The organism is Pseudomonas sp. PS01270, from assembly GCF_029959775.1.
Classification (GTDB): domain Bacteria; phylum Pseudomonadota; class Gammaproteobacteria; order Pseudomonadales; family Pseudomonadaceae; genus Aquipseudomonas; species Aquipseudomonas atacamensis.
Genome location: NZ_JASCPT010000012.1, coordinates 66587 through 80453, shown reverse-complemented (window position 1 = coordinate 80453; position 13867 = coordinate 66587). Strand labels below are relative to the sequence as shown.

Sequence of the window (13867 nt, the reverse complement as noted above, 5' to 3'; positions counted from 1 at the left end):
GGCTCGCTCCCACAGGGGAATGCATTTCAAATGTGGGAGCGAGCCTGCTCGCGAAGGCCGCGCCCCGGTTTCAGACCTTCGGCGGCCCGGGATAACCGCAATGCGCCCAGGACTCGGCGCGGGTGTACCAGGCCATCATCACCATCTGCTGCAACGAGCTATGGCCCATGCGCAGCAAGCTCAGTGAACTGTTCTCCCAGCGTTCGAGGAAATGCCGCATCGCTTCAGGGCTGGCGTTTTCCCAACTGCCCCAGATGCCGGTGAGCGGGCCACGGGTCACGGCCATGCCCAGCACATCGAACAGTTGCCGAGTGAGCTTGAGCATTTCCGGCGACACGTGATCGAGGCTGTAGTCCAGCGACTTCAGCGTGCCGTCGACCGCTGCGGGCATTTCCCCGGCGGCGACGGCGCCGTCGAGCATCACCGGGATCAGCGCGCGCAGGAACAGCAGATCGCCGTCGCGCAAAACCACAAAGCCGTTGGCGCTGACGCTTGACGAGCAGCCAGTGAGGCTGGCGCCAAGGCCGGCGGTGGCGAGAAACGCGCTGGCGCCGAGGCTGAATTTCAGCAGGCCACGGCGCGACAGGGCGGGTGTTTCGGTCAGGCTTGGGTGCATTGTTGTTATTACCCGGCGTCGACGAACGTTTAGCGAATGAACAGTTTCTGAATCAGTTTCTGAATCGATGTGCCGTAGGGCGGGTAGATCAGCCGGGCCGCGTTGAAGCGCTGTTTGATCAGCACACCCTTGGCCTTGCTGAAGGTCAGGAAACCTTCGTGGCCGTGGTAATGGCCCATGCCCGAGGGGCCGATGCCACCGAAGGGCATATCGTCCTGAGCGACATGCAACAAGGTGTCGTTCAGGCATACGCCGCCGGAATGGGTCTCGTGCAGTACGCGATGCTGCTCGCGTTTGTCGTAGCCAAAGTAGTAAAGAGCCAGAGGACGAGGCCGCTGATTGATGTAAGCGAATGCCTGCTCCAGATCGCGATAAGGCACGATTGGCAGCAACGGGCCGAAGATTTCGTCCTGCATCACGATCATTTCATCGCTGACATTGAGCAGCACGCTGTGCGGCATGCGTCGGCCCTGGCCTTGTTCGAACAGCGGGATCAGCAGCGCGCCCTTGCTGGTCGCGTCGCTGACGTATCCGTTCAGCCGGGCCAGTTGGCGTTCGTTGATGATCGCGGTGTAGTCGGCGTTGTCGGCCAGGGTCGGGTAGAAGCCTTTCACAGCCTGACGATAGGCCTCGACGAAAGCGCCGACGCGGTCTTCCGGCACCAGCACATAGTCGGGCGCGACGCAGGTCTGCCCGGCGTTCAGGGTCTTGCCGAAGGCGATGCGTTCGGCGGCGTCCTTGAGCGGTACGTCTCTGGAGACAATGGCTGGGGATTTGCCGCCCAGTTCCAGCGTCACTGGCGTCAGGTTTTCCGCGGCAGCGCGCATGACGTGCTTGCCGACGCTGGTGGAGCCGGTGAACAGCAGATGATCGAAAGGTAGACGCGAGAACGCCACGCCGACATCCGCCTCACCCAGCACCACGCAAACCAGGTCTTCGGGAAAGATCCGCGCCAGCAGTTCTTTGAGCAGCAGGCCGGTAGCCGGGGTCGATTCGCTGAGCTTGAGCATCACCCGATTGCCGGCAGCCAGGGCGCCGACCATCGGCCCCACGGCCAGATACAGCGGGTAGTTCCACGGCACGATCACGCCGACCACGCCCAGCGGCTGATAAACCACCTTCGCCGAAGCAGGCTGGAACGCCATGCCTACCTTGCGCCGCGAGGGCTTCATCCAGTTTTTCAGGTGACGACTGGCGTAGTGAATGCCGTGCAGGCTCGGCATCAGTTCGGCGAGCAGGGTTTCGTCGGCGCTGCGGTGACTGAAATCGGCGCTGATCGCGTCGATCAGTGCCTGCCGCTCAGCGCTGAGCAGATCGCGCAAAGCCTTGAGCCATTGTTGCCGCTGTGCGGCCGGCGGCATCGGGTTGGCGGCATACGCAGCCCGTTGTGCCTGGAACTGCCGATCAAGGGTTTCAAGAGGCTGTTGCAGCGTTTGCAGGTAGGCAATGTCGGCAGTCATCGCGGGCTCCGGATTTTATTGTAGTGGGCACTTTTTAGAGTCTAAGCTCTAGAAAGTCAAACGACTTCCGCGCACGTCAGTGTTTTATCCATTTCCGGTTAGGTCGTAAGATGCGCCGTCTACGCACTCTGAATTAAAGCTCAAGCCATGGCCCCACGAATAAAAACCAGCGAGCGCATCGTTCAGAACAGCCTGGAGCTGTTCAATCAGCAGGGCGAGCGCAGCGTCAGCACCAACCACATCGCCGCGCACATGGAGATTTCTCCGGGCAACCTGTACTACCACTTCCCCAACAAGCAGGCGATCATCGCCGTGTTGTTCAGTGAGTACGAAGCCCTGGTGGACAGCTTTTTGCGTCCGCCCCAGGGCCGCCCGGCGACCGTCGAAGACAAGCGTTTCTATTTGAAGGAACTGCTTTCGGCCATGTGGCGCTACCGCTTTCTGCATCGCGACCTCGAGCATCTGCTCGACAGCGATGCAGAACTGGCCGCGCGTTATCGGCGCTTTTCCCAGCGCTGCGTGATCCAGGGGGCCGCTATCTACGAAGGTTTTGTCGCCGCCGGCATTCTGAAAATGGATCGCGTGCAGATCGAATCGCTGACCCTCAATGCGTGGATCATCCTGACCTCGTGGGTGCGTTTTCTGTGCACCACCCGGGAAAACTCCAACCACCTCAGCGAACAGGCCGTGAAGCGTGGCGTGTATCAGGTGCTGGTGCTGGAAGCAGGGTTTGTTACCGATCAGGCGCGGGATGAAGTCAACGCATTGTTCGACGAGTTCTACGTGCCGCTGGCGCAGGCCCTCGAAGACGTGAAATAAACCCTTCAGCCGAATTCCACAGGAGCCCGTTATGTCGATTGCGCAGTTGATCAGCCCACAAGCACTGGACGCTCGCAAAGAGCAGCCGGGGCTGGTGATTCTCGATTGTCGTTTTGCCCTCGAAGATCCGGATTACGGTCAGCGCAGCTACGCCGAAGGGCATATTGCCGGGGCGAGTTTCGCCGATCTGGAACGGGATCTGAGCGGTAAAGTCGAGAAGGGCGTGACCGGGCGTCATCCGTTGCCCGAGCCGGCGGTGTTGATCGAGCGCCTGCAAGCCTGGGGCATCAGCAACGACAGCGATGTGGTTTTGTACGACGACGGCCCGGGTGCATACGCGGCGCGGGCGTGGTGGTTGCTGGCTTGGCTGGGCAAGCGCGACGGCGTATTCATTCTCGATGGCGGGCTCAAAGCCTGGCACGCCGCCGGCCTGCCGCTGAGCCTGGATCCGCCGAGCGTGACGCCGGGCAGCTTCAGTGGTCAGCCGGACATGAGCCTGTTGCTCAGCGCCGAACAATTGCAGCAGCGCCTCGGCCAGCCAACCCTGACCCTGCTCGACGCCCGCGCCTTGCCGCGCTTCAAGGGCGAAGTGGAACCGATCGATCCGGTCGCCGGACACATTCCCGGCGCGCAGTGCGCGGCGTTCACCGACAACCTCGGCAGTGATGGACGTTTTTTGCCGGCGGAGCAGCTCAAGCAGCGCTTTGCCGCGAAACTGGGTGATCGCTCACCGTCGGAACTGGTCGCTTACTGCGGCTCCGGGGTGACGGCGTGCCATAACCTGTTCGCACTGTGCCTGGCTGGCTATCCGCTGGGTGCGCTGTATGCCGGATCGTGGAGCGAGTGGATCAACGAGCCGTCGCGCGGCATTGCCACCGGCGAATAACATCGCTGATCCCATGTGGGAGCGAGCCTGCTCGCGAAGGCGTCCTGTCAGGCATTGAATTTCCAGACTGACACACCGCGATCGCGAGCAGGCTCACTCCTGAAAGGGATATGCGGCGCTCATTGACCGAGTGCGGCCAGCCATTGCGGGATACGCCGCTCGAGGTAATACCCGGGCCTGCGCACCGAGCCGTCGACGAAACCGACATGACCGCCACGCGCCTGCAATTCGAACCGGGTGCAGGCTGACAACTCGTCGGCTTGCGGCAGGCTGTGTGGAAATACAAACGGATCGTCCGCCGCCTGAATGATCAGCGTCGGCGTGCGGATCTCGCCGAGGTAGTAGCGGCTCGAGGCGCGGCGGTAGTAATCCTCGGCGTCATTGAAACCGTGCAATGGCGCGGTAACCCGGCCGTCGAAATCCCAGAATGTGCGCATGTTTTCCAGCGAGCCGAGCGCGGCCAGTTTCGCCAGGCCATCTTCGCGTCCGTCATGCTGGAACTGACGCTGCTTGTTCCTGATGTAGGCGACCATCTCTCGCATGAAGTGCGCCTGATACACCCGCGAAAACCCTTGGCCGATACGATCGGCACATTGATCGAGACGGAACGGTACCGACACCGCCACCGCGCCGAGCACACCGCTGTTGCTGCCGGTTTCACCCAGATGCTTGAGCAGCACATTCCCGCCCAGCGAATAGCCGACCGCGTACAACGGCGCCAACGGTCGTTTCGCGCGCAGGTGCTGGATGGCTTCGGCAAGGTCTTCGCTGGCGCCGGAGTGGTAGCTGCGCGGCAACAGATTCGGCTCGCCGGAACAACCGCGCCAGTTCAGCGCGACGCTGGCCCAGCCCTGCTCGGCCAAGGCCTTTTGAATGCCCGCCACATAGGGCGAATTGGAAGAGCCGGTCAAACCGTGCAGCACCAGTACCAACGGCGCCTCGGCGCTGTGCGGGCCGTGCCAGTCGAGGTCGAGGAAGTCGCCGTCCTCGAGCCACAGGCGTTCGCGTTCGCGCTCGATGTGCACGGTCTTGCGCCACAGCGGCCCCCACAGGGTTTGCAGATGCGGATTGCCGAGGCCGAAGGCGGGGATGAAGCGTTCTGGCGAAGGGGGCACGATGATTCTCGATGGGCTTGTGGCGAGGAAGCTCGCCCCCTCGCCGCAGGTTGCTTGCGACCTTGTCAGCCGGCGATGTCCGCCGTGCGCTGCCACAGCGCGTAAAAAACCCGACCGGATTTCTGTTCACGATGCAGACGCCAGTTGCCCGGCAGGCCCAGCGTCGATGGCGCTGTTTCGCTTTCAGTGTAGATCCACGAATCGGCCGCCAGCCATTGGCGCTCTTCCAGCAAAGCACAAACCGCTGGCAACAGGTTGTGGTTGAACGGTGGGTCGAGGAACACCAGGTCGAACGGCGTCGCGGTCTGGGTTTCCAGGTAGCGCAGCGCGTCGGCGGTTTGCACCTGGCCGTTGCTGCAACGCAGGGTGCCGAGGTGTTCTTTCAGGCTGGAAACCGCAACGTTGCTGGCGTCCAGCGCCTGGGCCGTGGCCGCGCCTCGGGACAGCGCTTCGAGAAACAGCGCGCCGCTGCCGGCGAACGGGTCGAGCACTTTCGCCCCTTCGACATACGGCGCGAGCCAGTTGAACAGGGTTTCGCGCACGCGATCCGGGGTCGGGCGCAGGCCTGGTGCGTCTGGGAAGCTCAGCTTGCGGCTGCGCCACTGGCCGCCAATGATGCGCAGCTGGTTCACGCCGTTGTGCACGTTTTGCACGGGTTTTTTCGGTGCTCGAGTGGCCATTAATGCTCCGGAACCCCGAGCGGTTGCTCGGCAGGTTTATCAGATGGGGCCGGTAACGGCTTTTGCGGCACGGTCGGGCCAGCGGTGACGATGACCATTTTCTCCGTGCTCAGGTGTTTGTTCAGGGCGTCGCGGACTTGCTCTACGGTCAGGCTTTGCGACTGACGCATGAAATCGTCGAGATAGCTCAGCGGCAGATTATAGAAGCCCATCGCGCCCAATTGGCCAACGATGTCGGCGTTGCTCGCGGTGGACAGCGGGAAGCTGCCGGCCAGTTCGCGCTTGGCATCGTCGAGTTCTTTCTGTGTCGGCCCGGTTTTCAGGTAGTCGGCGAGCACGTCCTGCACCAGTTTCAGGGTGCCTTCGCTCATCTCGGCGCGGGTCTGCAGATTGATCATGAACGGCCCACGGGCCTGCATCGGGCTGAACGCCGAATACACGCCGTAGGTCAGGCCGCGCTTCTCGCGCACTTCGCTCATCAGGCGCGTACCGAAACCACCGCCGCCGAGGATCTGGTTGCCCAGCGACAGCGCGGCGTAATCCGGATCGTCGCGATCGATGCCCAGTTGCGCGAGCATCAGGTTGGTCTGTTTCGACGGAAACTCGATGTGGTTGACGCTGGCCTTCGGTTCCTGAGGTGCGGCGATTTTCGCCAGAGCCGGACCTTTCGGCAGGGCAGAGGAAACCTGATTGGCGATCGTCTCGGCTTCGGCTCGCGACAGGTCGCCGACCAGTGCAATCACAGCGTTGCCGGCGGCGTAGGCCTTGGCATGAAACTCGCGCAATTGCGTGACAGTGATCTTCGGCACGCTTTGGGCATTGCCATCGCTGGAATGCGCGTACGGGTGATCGCCGTACAGACGCTTCATCAGCTCCAGGCTGGCCAGTTTGCCGGGGTTCTGTTTCTGGTATTCGAAACCGGCGAGCAGTTGGTTCTTGATGCGCGCGAAGGAGTCGGCGGGGAAGGTCGGTTTGCCGACCACATCGGCGAACAGCTTCAACGCCGGTTCACGCTGCTCAGGTGCGCTCAGGCTGCGCAGCGAAGCCAGCGCCATGTCCTTGAACGCACCGTTGCCGAAGTCGGCGCCGAGGCCTTCAAAGCCTTGAGCGATGGCGCCGACGTCTTTGCCGGCGATGCCTTCGTTGAGCATGGCGTTGGTCAGCACCGCGAGGCCGGGGACGTTGCCGTCCTGGCTGCTGCCAGCGGCGAAGATCAGGCGCATATCGAACATCGGCAACTCATGGGCTTCGACGAACAGCACTTTCGCGCCTTCAGCAGTGTTCCAGGTCTGCACATCAAGCTTGCGGCTGGCCGGGGCCTTGCCGTCGAGTTCGGCCAGCGATTGCAGTTTCTGGCTGGACTTGGCGTTATCCAGTGCTTCGCTGGCCTTGCTGTCAGCGCTTGGCGACAAATAAACCGCTGCCGAGCCGATCACCGCGACAGCAATCAGGCCAAGCAGCATCAGGCGTGGGGTTTTGCGCTCACTCATGAGTCGTCTCCAAAGGCAGGACGTGGGCGACGCTGAGACGTTCGCGGGTGAAATACTTTTTCGCGGCGTTCTGGATGTCTTGCGGGGTCACGCTTTCCAGATCGGCCAGTTCGGTGTCCATCAGCTTCCACGACAGGCCGACCGTTTCCAGTTGACCGATCGCGGTGGCCTGGCTGGTGATCGAGTCACGCTCGTAGACCAGGCCGGCGATGACTTGAGCGCGGACGCGTTCCAGCTCTTCGGCAGACGGCGCGGTGGTTTTCAGTTGCTCAAGCAGTTTCCACAAGCCGGCTTCGGCCTGGGCGATGGTCTTTTTCTTCTGCGTATTCGGCGTGGCCGACAGGGTGAACAGGCTGTCGCCACGGGTGTAGGCGTCATAGTCCGACGAGCCGCCGGAGACCAGCTCTTCGCCGCGTTCCAGTTGCGCCGGGATGCGTCCGCTGTAGCCGCCGTCGAGCAGCGCCGAGATCAGGCGCAAGGCGTTGACCGAGCGTTTGTCTTCAGCGGTTGCAATGCTCGGCACGTTGAAGCCAAGCATCAGGCTCGGCAGTTGGGTCTGCACGCGCAGGGTGATCTGGCGTTCGCCGGGCTCGGCCAGTTCCAGCGGTTTTTTCGCCGGTGGCACGTCGCGTTTGGCGACCGGGCCGAAATAACGCTGGGCGAGGGTTTTCACTTCGTCCGGAGTGACGTCACCGACCACCACCAGCGTGGCGTTGTTCGGCGCGTACCAGGATTGGTACCAGTGGCGCAGTTCCTCGACTTTCATGCGGTCGAGGTCAGCCATCCAGCCGATGGTCGGCGTGTGGTAACCGCTGGCCGGGTAGGCCATGGCCTTGTAGCGCTCGTAAGCCTTGGACATCGGCTTGTCATCGGTGCGCAGGCGGCGCTCTTCCTTGATGACTTCGATTTCCTTGGCGAACTCGTCGGCCGGCAGGCGCAGGTTGGCCATGCGGTCGGCTTCCAGCTCGAAGGCCACGCCAAGACGATCACGGGCCAGCACCTGGTAATAAGCCGTGAAGTCGTCGCTGGTGAACGCGTTCTCTTCGGCGCCAAGGTCGCGCAGGATCAGCGAAGCTTCGCCGGGGCCGACCTTTTCGCTGCCCTTGAACATCATGTGCTCAAGCGCGTGGGACAGACCAGTCTGGCCTGGAGTCTCGTAGCTGGAGCCGACCTTGTACCAGATCTGCGAAACGACCACCGGCGCACGATGGTCTTCGCGCACGACGACCTTGAGGCCGTTGTCGAGGGTGAATTCATGGGTCGGTTGCGGGTCGGCCGCCAGGGCCGAAAGGGGCAGGCAGACTGCGCTGAGCAGCAGGCCAGCAGCGCGGCGGGCAAGAGCATTCATTCGTTTTTCAACCTGTTGGGCTGCCCGCTTGGTCTTAGCGTCGGCGGGCGAGAGGGTGCTAGGATACTGATCCGTTTTACTGGCGGCCACGCCTATCAGGTTTCGACACCCGGTCAGGCTGTATGGGTTTGTCGCGGATAGCAGCAGTTTTTCATCTGAACTGCGCGTTTTCGCCGACGATGCCGCTCCAGTCCTTCGTGTTAATTGAAGTTTGAGGTGCCTTCGGCGCTTCGACAAAATGTTGCGCGTGAACAAGCTGGGTGAAACACAGTCTGTTCTGCATCGAATATTTATTTGCCGGGGCGCCCTGTTGGCGCGTCGCTACCGTGAGATAGCCGTCCTCCATGTTTGGTTCCAACGACGACAAGAAGAGCCCAGCTGCGGCTGGCGAGAAGAAAAGCCTGTTCGGATGGCTGCGGAAGAAACCGCAGGAACCCGTCGTCGAACAGCCGCCCGCGATTCCTGAGCCGGCCCCCGCGCTAGCACCTGTAATAGAAGAAGAGCCGGCGCCGATTGTGCTGCCGATCGCCGAGCCGGTGCTGCAACCGGAGGCTGAAGCCGAGCCGGAAGCGCCCGCCGCTCCCGAACTGCCGCTGACGCCCGCCGCCGAGCCGTGGCTGACCTTGCCGGTGGCAGAAGAGCCGGTCGCGCTGGTTGAAGAAGCAGCGCCGCATGTGACGCCAGTGATTCCTGCGCCGGTTGCCGAGGTTGCGGCGCAGCCTGTGCCTGAGCCGGTTGTCGAGCCAGCGCCGATCATTTCTGAACCAGCCGCCCCGGTTGTTCCGCCGTCCGAGCCTGCGCCGATTGCCGCTGCGCCGGTTGTCGCTCCGGTCGCTCCGGTCGAAGTCCCTGTAGAAGCGCCAGTCGAAACCCCGCGCACCGAAGAAACCAAAGCCGGTTTCTTCGCCCGCCTCAAGCAAGGCCTGTCGAAGACCAGCGCCAGCATCGGTGAGGGCATGGCCAGCCTGTTCCTCGGGCGCAAGACCATCGATGATGACCTGCTCGATGACCTCGAAACCCGACTGCTCACCGCCGACGTCGGCGTTGAAGCCACTACGCAGATCATCCAGCGCCTGACCCAGAAGGTCGCACGCAAGGAACTGGCAGACGCCGACGCCCTGTACAAATCTCTGCAGGCCGAATTGGCAGCGATGCTCAAACCAGTTGAACAGCCACTGAAAATCGCCTCGCAGAACAAGCCTTTCGTGATTCTGGTGGTCGGCGTCAACGGCGCCGGCAAAACCACCACCATCGGCAAACTGGCGAAGAAGCTGCAACTCGAAGGCAAGAAAGTCATGCTGGCGGCCGGCGACACCTTCCGCGCCGCTGCCGTGGAGCAATTGCAGGTCTGGGGCGAGCGCAACAAGATTCCGGTGATTGCCCAGCACACCGGCGCCGATTCCGCTTCGGTGATCTTCGACGCCGTGCAAGCGGCCAAGGCCCGTGGCATCGATGTGCTGATTGCTGACACCGCCGGTCGCCTGCATACCAAAGACAACCTGATGGAAGAGCTGAAAAAGGTTCGCCGGGTGATCGGCAAGCTCGACGCCGACGCGCCGCACGAAGTGCTGCTGGTGCTCGACGCCGGCACTGGCCAGAACGCGATCAACCAGGCCAAGCAGTTCAACCAGACCGTCGAACTGACCGGCCTGGCCCTGACCAAACTCGACGGCACCGCCAAGGGCGGGGTGATTTTCGCCCTGGCCAAGCAGTTCGGCCTGCCGATCCGCTACATCGGCGTCGGTGAAGGCATCGACGATTTGCGCACCTTTGAAGCCGAACCCTTTGTCCAGGCACTGTTTGCCGAGCGGGAGCGTTCATGATTCGTTTCGAACAGGTCGGTAAACGCTACCCGAACGGTCACGTCGGCTTGCATGAGCTGAGCTTTCGAGTCCGTCGTGGCGAGTTCTTGTTTGTCACCGGTCACTCCGGTGCCGGTAAATCCACGCTGTTGCGCCTGTTGCTGGCAATGGAACGGCCGACCAGCGGCAAACTGCTGCTCGCCGGGCAGGACCTGAGCACCATCAGCAACGCGCAGATTCCGTTCCTGCGCCGACAGATCGGCGTGGTGTTCCAGAATCACCAGTTGCTGTTCGATCGTACGGTGTTCAACAACGTCGCCTTGCCGCTGCAGATCCTCGGCCTGTCCAAGGTCGAGATCGCCAAGCGCGTCGATTCGGCGCTGGAGCGCGTGGCACTGTCGGACAAATCCGATCTGTATCCGGGCGATCTGTCCACCGGTCAGCAGCAGCGCGTCGGCATTGCCCGCGCCATCGTCCACCGCCCGGCCTTGCTGCTGGCGGACGAACCGACCGGTAACCTCGACCCGCGTCTGGCGGCGGAGATCATGGGCGTGTTCGAAGACATCAACCGTTTGGGCACCAGCGTGCTGATCGCCAGTCACGACCTGGCACTGATCGCGCGCATGCGTCATCGCATGCTGACCCTGCAACGCGGCCGCCTGATCGGCGACGGGGAGGCCGGGGTATGAGTGCGACACGCAGTCCGAAGGTTTCCGAGCGCGTGGCCCCGAAGGCCGCCGATCCGCAACCGCAGAAAAAGAAAAAGCACGACGATGACGACGGCCCGGACTTCGCCACGCTGTTTCGCGCCTGGATCGAAAGCCATCGCGCCAGCCTTCTCGACAGCCTGCGCCGCCTCGGCAAGCAGCCGATCGGCAGCTTCTTCACCTGCATGGTGATGGCCGTGGCGTTGAGTCTGCCGATGGGATTGTCGCTGTTGCTCAACAATGTCGAGCGTCTTGGCGGTTCCTGGCAGCGCGCGGCGCAGATTTCCCTGTACCTGCAACTCGACGCCAGCCCGGAGCAGGGTGAAGCACTGCGTGAGCAGATCAAAGGCATGCCCGGCGTCGCTGATGCCGAATATGTCGGCCGCGATCAGGCGCTGGAAGAGTTCCAGCAGCAGTCCGGCCTGGGTGAAGCCCTGCGTGAGCTGCCCGAGAACCCTTTGCCTGGTGTGGTGCTGGTGACACCGAACGAAGTCGACAAGCCGACACTCGAAGCATTAAGACAAAAACTTTCCGAGCTGCCGAAGGTACAACAGGCGCAACTTGATCTAGTCTGGGTCGAGCGTCTGGCCGCCATCCTCAAGCTTGGCGACCGCTTTGTCTTCGGTCTGACGGTGTTGTTGGTGTCTGCATTACTTTTGGTGATAGGCAATACCATTCGTCTTCATATTGAAAACCGCCGCACCGAGATAGAAGTGATTAAACTCGTCGGCGGCACTGACAGTTATGTGCGCCGCCCTTTCCTGTATATGGGCGCGTTGTATGGCTTCGGTGCAGGGCTGTTGTCCTGGGGTGTATTGGCGTTTGGCCTCAACTGGCTGAACGATGCGGTGGTCGGACTGGCCGGTTTGTACGGCAGTGATTTCGCCCTGGCCGGCGTGCCAGTGGCCGACGGTCTGTCGCTCTTGCTTGGCGCGGTGCTGTTGGGTTATATCGGTGCATGGATTGCAGTCGCACGTCATCTCAGGGAGCTGGCGCCGAAGTAGAATCTTTTTTGCGCGTGATTGACCTTGCGGTTTTTATGGGAACTTGTACCTGAGTTCCCGGTCAATTTTTCGCAGTGCCGAGAGGCACGAGTATGTGAGTGGGAGGTTTTTTCGTATGACCAATTCTTTGCAACCTGCGTATGCGCTGGTTCCGGGTGCGAACCTGGAAGCCTATGTGCACACCGTCAACAGCATTCCATTGCTGACGCCGGAGCAGGAGCGTGAACTGGCCGAGAGTCTCTACTATGAGCAGGATTTGGGGGCGGCTCGGCAGATGGTGCTCGCCCACCTGCGTTTTGTCGTACACATTGCCCGTAGCTATTCCGGCTACGGTCTGGCTCAGGCTGACCTGATCCAGGAAGGCAACGTCGGCCTGATGAAGGCCGTCAAGCGCTTCAACCCGGAAATGGGTGTGCGTCTGGTGTCGTTCGCCGTGCACTGGATCAAGGCGGAAATTCACGAGTTCATCCTGCGCAACTGGCGCATTGTGAAAGTCGCGACCACCAAGGCTCAGCGCAAGCTGTTCTTCAACCTGCGCAGCCAGAAGAAGCGTCTGGCGTGGCTGAACAACGAGGAAGTCCACCGTGTGGCGGAAAGCCTTGGCGTCGAACCACGTGAAGTGCGCGAGATGGAAAGCCGCCTGACCGGCCACGACATGGCCTTCGACCCGGCTGCTGAAGCCGACGACGACAGCGCTTTCCAGTCTCCGGCCAACTACCTGGAAGACCACCGGTACGACCCGGCGCGTCAACTGGAAGATGCCGACTGGAGCGACAACTCGAACACCAACCTGCACGAAGCACTGGAAGTGCTGGACGAGCGTAGCCGTGACATCCTCTACCAGCGCTGGCTGGCAGAAGAAAAAGCCACGCTGCACGATCTGGCGCAGAAGTACAACGTGTCGGCCGAGCGAATCCGTCAGCTCGAAAAGAGCGCGATGAACAAGCTCAAGTTGTCGATCGCCGCGTAACCGGCGAATCCGCAACAAGAAACGCCCCGATCAGCGATGATCGGGGCGTTTTCATTTCTGGCTTCACGCAAAACCCATGTGGGAGCGAGCTTGCTCGCGAAAGCGGAGTGTCAGTCACCGCCACTGCTGAATGATCCACCGCATTCGCGAGCAGGCTCGCTCCCACATTGGAATTTCGGTGTTATTCAGCCCAAGGCGTCCGCCGCGAATCATTCAGCCCCAGCAAATAACTGTCCCCGCCCAACTGACTCATCTGCTGCCGAATCCACCCGGCACGTCGCGATACATAACCGGTCGGATGACTCGCGCTCCACACCCGTGGGTTGGGCAGTACGGCGGCCAGATAACTCGCCTGCTGGCGCGACAATGACTTCGCGCTCACGCCAAAGTGGTGGCGGGCCGCCGCTTCAGCGCCAAACACGCCGTCATCCCACTCGACGCTGTTCAGGTACACCTCAAGAATCCGCTGCTTGGGCCAGAACACCTCGATCAGCGCGGTAAACCACGCTTCCAGGCCTTTGCGCAGATAGCTGCGGCCGGACCAGAGAAAGAGGTTTTTCGACACCTGCTGGCTCAAGGTGCTGGCGCCGCGAATCGAACCGCCCAGTTCGTTGTGGGCCAGAGCGGCCTGAATCGCGCGCAGATCGAAGCCCCAGTGCTCGGGGAATTTCTGGTCTTCGCCAGCAATTACCGCCACTTTCAGGTCATCGGAGATTTCGCCCCAAGGTTTCCAGGTGCGCTGCAGATCAATCGGCTCGCCGTCGACCCAGGATTCGACCTTGCGCTCGACCATCAACGCCGTACCCGGCGGTGGCACGAAGCGGAACACCAGCACCAGCAAGACGCTGCCGCCGGCGAACCAGAGCAGAGCCTTCGTGAGACGACGGAAAATTGAACGCAGCATAGAGATGGCTTGGCCGAACCCGTGGAGCGGGCCATTATACAGACCCTGCCGATGGCGTCTGACTGG

General features: G+C 61.8%; 14 protein-coding genes. 6 read left to right on the top strand and 8 right to left on the bottom strand.

Annotation, left to right across the window (positions count from 1 at the left end):
- Positions 1 to 70: 70 nt before the first annotated feature.
- On the bottom strand, positions 71 to 616 hold the full coding sequence (locus tag QMX86_RS06810) for a twin-arginine translocation pathway signal protein (protein WP_197891247.1): 546 nt from the start codon (positions 614 to 616) through the stop codon (positions 71 to 73).
- Between the two features lie 29 nt (positions 617 to 645).
- Positions 646 to 2076 carry a coniferyl aldehyde dehydrogenase gene (locus QMX86_RS06805; protein ID WP_282383811.1) on the bottom strand — a complete coding sequence of 477 codons (1431 nt, stop codon included), beginning with the start codon at positions 2074 to 2076 and terminating at the stop codon, positions 646 to 648.
- A 147-nt stretch (positions 2077 to 2223) separates the two neighbouring features.
- On the opposite strand from QMX86_RS06805, the gene QMX86_RS06800 reads away from it, so the two are divergent.
- Both QMX86_RS06800 and QMX86_RS06795 read left to right on the top strand, forming a co-directional pair.
- Positions 2224 to 2895, top strand: coding sequence for a TetR/AcrR family transcriptional regulator (locus QMX86_RS06800; protein ID WP_016772708.1), 672 nt, complete (start codon positions 2224 to 2226; stop codon positions 2893 to 2895).
- 31 nt (positions 2896 to 2926) lie between these two features.
- Complete coding sequence (locus QMX86_RS06795; protein WP_282383813.1) at positions 2927 to 3781, top strand: sulfurtransferase; 855 nt, start codon at positions 2927 to 2929, stop codon at positions 3779 to 3781.
- 119 nt (positions 3782 to 3900) lie between these two features.
- On the opposite strand, the gene QMX86_RS06790 is transcribed toward QMX86_RS06795, so the two are convergent.
- The 5 genes from QMX86_RS06790 to QMX86_RS06770 form a co-directional block, all read right to left on the bottom strand.
- Positions 3901 to 4896, bottom strand: a complete 996-nt coding sequence (locus QMX86_RS06790; RefSeq protein WP_122698594.1) for a hydrolase — start codon at positions 4894 to 4896, stop codon at positions 3901 to 3903.
- Between the two features lie 65 nt (positions 4897 to 4961).
- Complete coding sequence (rsmD, locus tag QMX86_RS06785) at positions 4962 to 5576, bottom strand: 16S rRNA (guanine(966)-N(2))-methyltransferase RsmD (protein WP_282383816.1); 615 nt, start codon at positions 5574 to 5576, stop codon at positions 4962 to 4964.
- Complete coding sequence (locus QMX86_RS06780) at positions 5576 to 7066, bottom strand: pitrilysin family protein (protein WP_282383818.1); 1491 nt, start codon at positions 7064 to 7066, stop codon at positions 5576 to 5578. The genes rsmD and QMX86_RS06780 overlap by 1 nt, the downstream gene beginning before the upstream one ends.
- Positions 7059 to 8414, bottom strand: coding sequence for a pitrilysin family protein (locus QMX86_RS06775; protein WP_071172213.1), 1356 nt, complete (start codon positions 8412 to 8414; stop codon positions 7059 to 7061). Before QMX86_RS06775 ends, QMX86_RS06780 begins: the two co-directional genes overlap by 8 nt.
- A 151-nt stretch (positions 8415 to 8565) precedes the next feature.
- Complete coding sequence (locus tag QMX86_RS06770) at positions 8566 to 8760, bottom strand: hypothetical protein (RefSeq protein WP_056786354.1); 195 nt, start codon at positions 8758 to 8760, stop codon at positions 8566 to 8568.
- On the opposite strand from QMX86_RS06770, the gene ftsY reads away from it, so the two are divergent.
- The 4 genes from ftsY to rpoH all read left to right on the top strand — a co-directional run bounded on the left by ftsY (position 8759) and on the right by rpoH (position 12897).
- Positions 8759 to 10237 carry a signal recognition particle-docking protein FtsY gene (gene ftsY, locus QMX86_RS06765; RefSeq protein WP_282383821.1) on the top strand — a complete coding sequence of 493 codons (1479 nt, stop codon included), beginning with the start codon at positions 8759 to 8761 and terminating at the stop codon, positions 10235 to 10237. The two genes, QMX86_RS06770 and ftsY, sit on opposite strands and share 2 nt — an antisense overlap.
- Positions 10234 to 10905, top strand: coding sequence for a cell division ATP-binding protein FtsE (gene ftsE, locus QMX86_RS06760; protein WP_016772715.1), 672 nt, complete (start codon positions 10234 to 10236; stop codon positions 10903 to 10905). Before ftsY ends, ftsE begins: the two co-directional genes overlap by 4 nt.
- Positions 10902 to 11927, top strand: a complete 1026-nt coding sequence (gene ftsX / locus QMX86_RS06755; RefSeq protein ID WP_073471030.1) for a permease-like cell division protein FtsX — start codon at positions 10902 to 10904, stop codon at positions 11925 to 11927. Before ftsE ends, ftsX begins: the two co-directional genes overlap by 4 nt.
- Positions 11928 to 12042: 115 nt before the next feature.
- The gene (rpoH, locus tag QMX86_RS06750) at positions 12043 to 12897 is read left to right on the top strand and encodes an RNA polymerase sigma factor RpoH (RefSeq protein ID WP_016772717.1); all 855 of its coding nucleotides are present in this window, start codon (positions 12043 to 12045) and stop codon (positions 12895 to 12897) included.
- 181 nt (positions 12898 to 13078) lie between these two features.
- On the opposite strand, the gene mtgA is transcribed toward rpoH, so the two are convergent.
- Positions 13079 to 13801 carry a monofunctional biosynthetic peptidoglycan transglycosylase gene (gene mtgA / locus QMX86_RS06745; protein WP_282383825.1) on the bottom strand — a complete coding sequence of 241 codons (723 nt, stop codon included), beginning with the start codon at positions 13799 to 13801 and terminating at the stop codon, positions 13079 to 13081.
- Positions 13802 to 13867 lie beyond the last annotated feature (66 nt).

Coding starts and splice junctions, on each gene's coding strand:
- QMX86_RS06810 (WP_197891247.1), bottom strand. CDS start 616: ATGCACCCAAGCCTGACCGAAACACCCGCCCTGTCGCGCCGTGGCCTG.
- QMX86_RS06805 (WP_282383811.1), bottom strand. CDS start 2,076: ATGACTGCCGACATTGCCTACCTGCAAACGCTGCAACAGCCTCTTGAA.
- QMX86_RS06800 (WP_016772708.1), top strand. CDS start 2,224: ATGGCCCCACGAATAAAAACCAGCGAGCGCATCGTTCAGAACAGCCTG.
- QMX86_RS06795 (WP_282383813.1), top strand. CDS start 2,927: ATGTCGATTGCGCAGTTGATCAGCCCACAAGCACTGGACGCTCGCAAA.
- rsmD (WP_282383816.1), bottom strand. CDS start 5,576: ATGGCCACTCGAGCACCGAAAAAACCCGTGCAAAACGTGCACAACGGC.
- QMX86_RS06780 (WP_282383818.1), bottom strand. CDS start 7,066: ATGAGTGAGCGCAAAACCCCACGCCTGATGCTGCTTGGCCTGATTGCT.
- QMX86_RS06775 (WP_071172213.1), bottom strand. CDS start 8,414: ATGAATGCTCTTGCCCGCCGCGCTGCTGGCCTGCTGCTCAGCGCAGTC.
- ftsY (WP_282383821.1), top strand. CDS start 8,759: ATGTTTGGTTCCAACGACGACAAGAAGAGCCCAGCTGCGGCTGGCGAG.
- QMX86_RS06770 (WP_056786354.1), bottom strand. CDS start 8,760: ATGGAGGACGGCTATCTCACGGTAGCGACGCGCCAACAGGGCGCCCCG.
- ftsE (WP_016772715.1), top strand. CDS start 10,234: ATGATTCGTTTCGAACAGGTCGGTAAACGCTACCCGAACGGTCACGTC.
- ftsX (WP_073471030.1), top strand. CDS start 10,902: ATGAGTGCGACACGCAGTCCGAAGGTTTCCGAGCGCGTGGCCCCGAAG.
- rpoH (WP_016772717.1), top strand. CDS start 12,043: ATGACCAATTCTTTGCAACCTGCGTATGCGCTGGTTCCGGGTGCGAAC.
- mtgA (WP_282383825.1), bottom strand. CDS start 13,801: ATGCTGCGTTCAATTTTCCGTCGTCTCACGAAGGCTCTGCTCTGGTTC.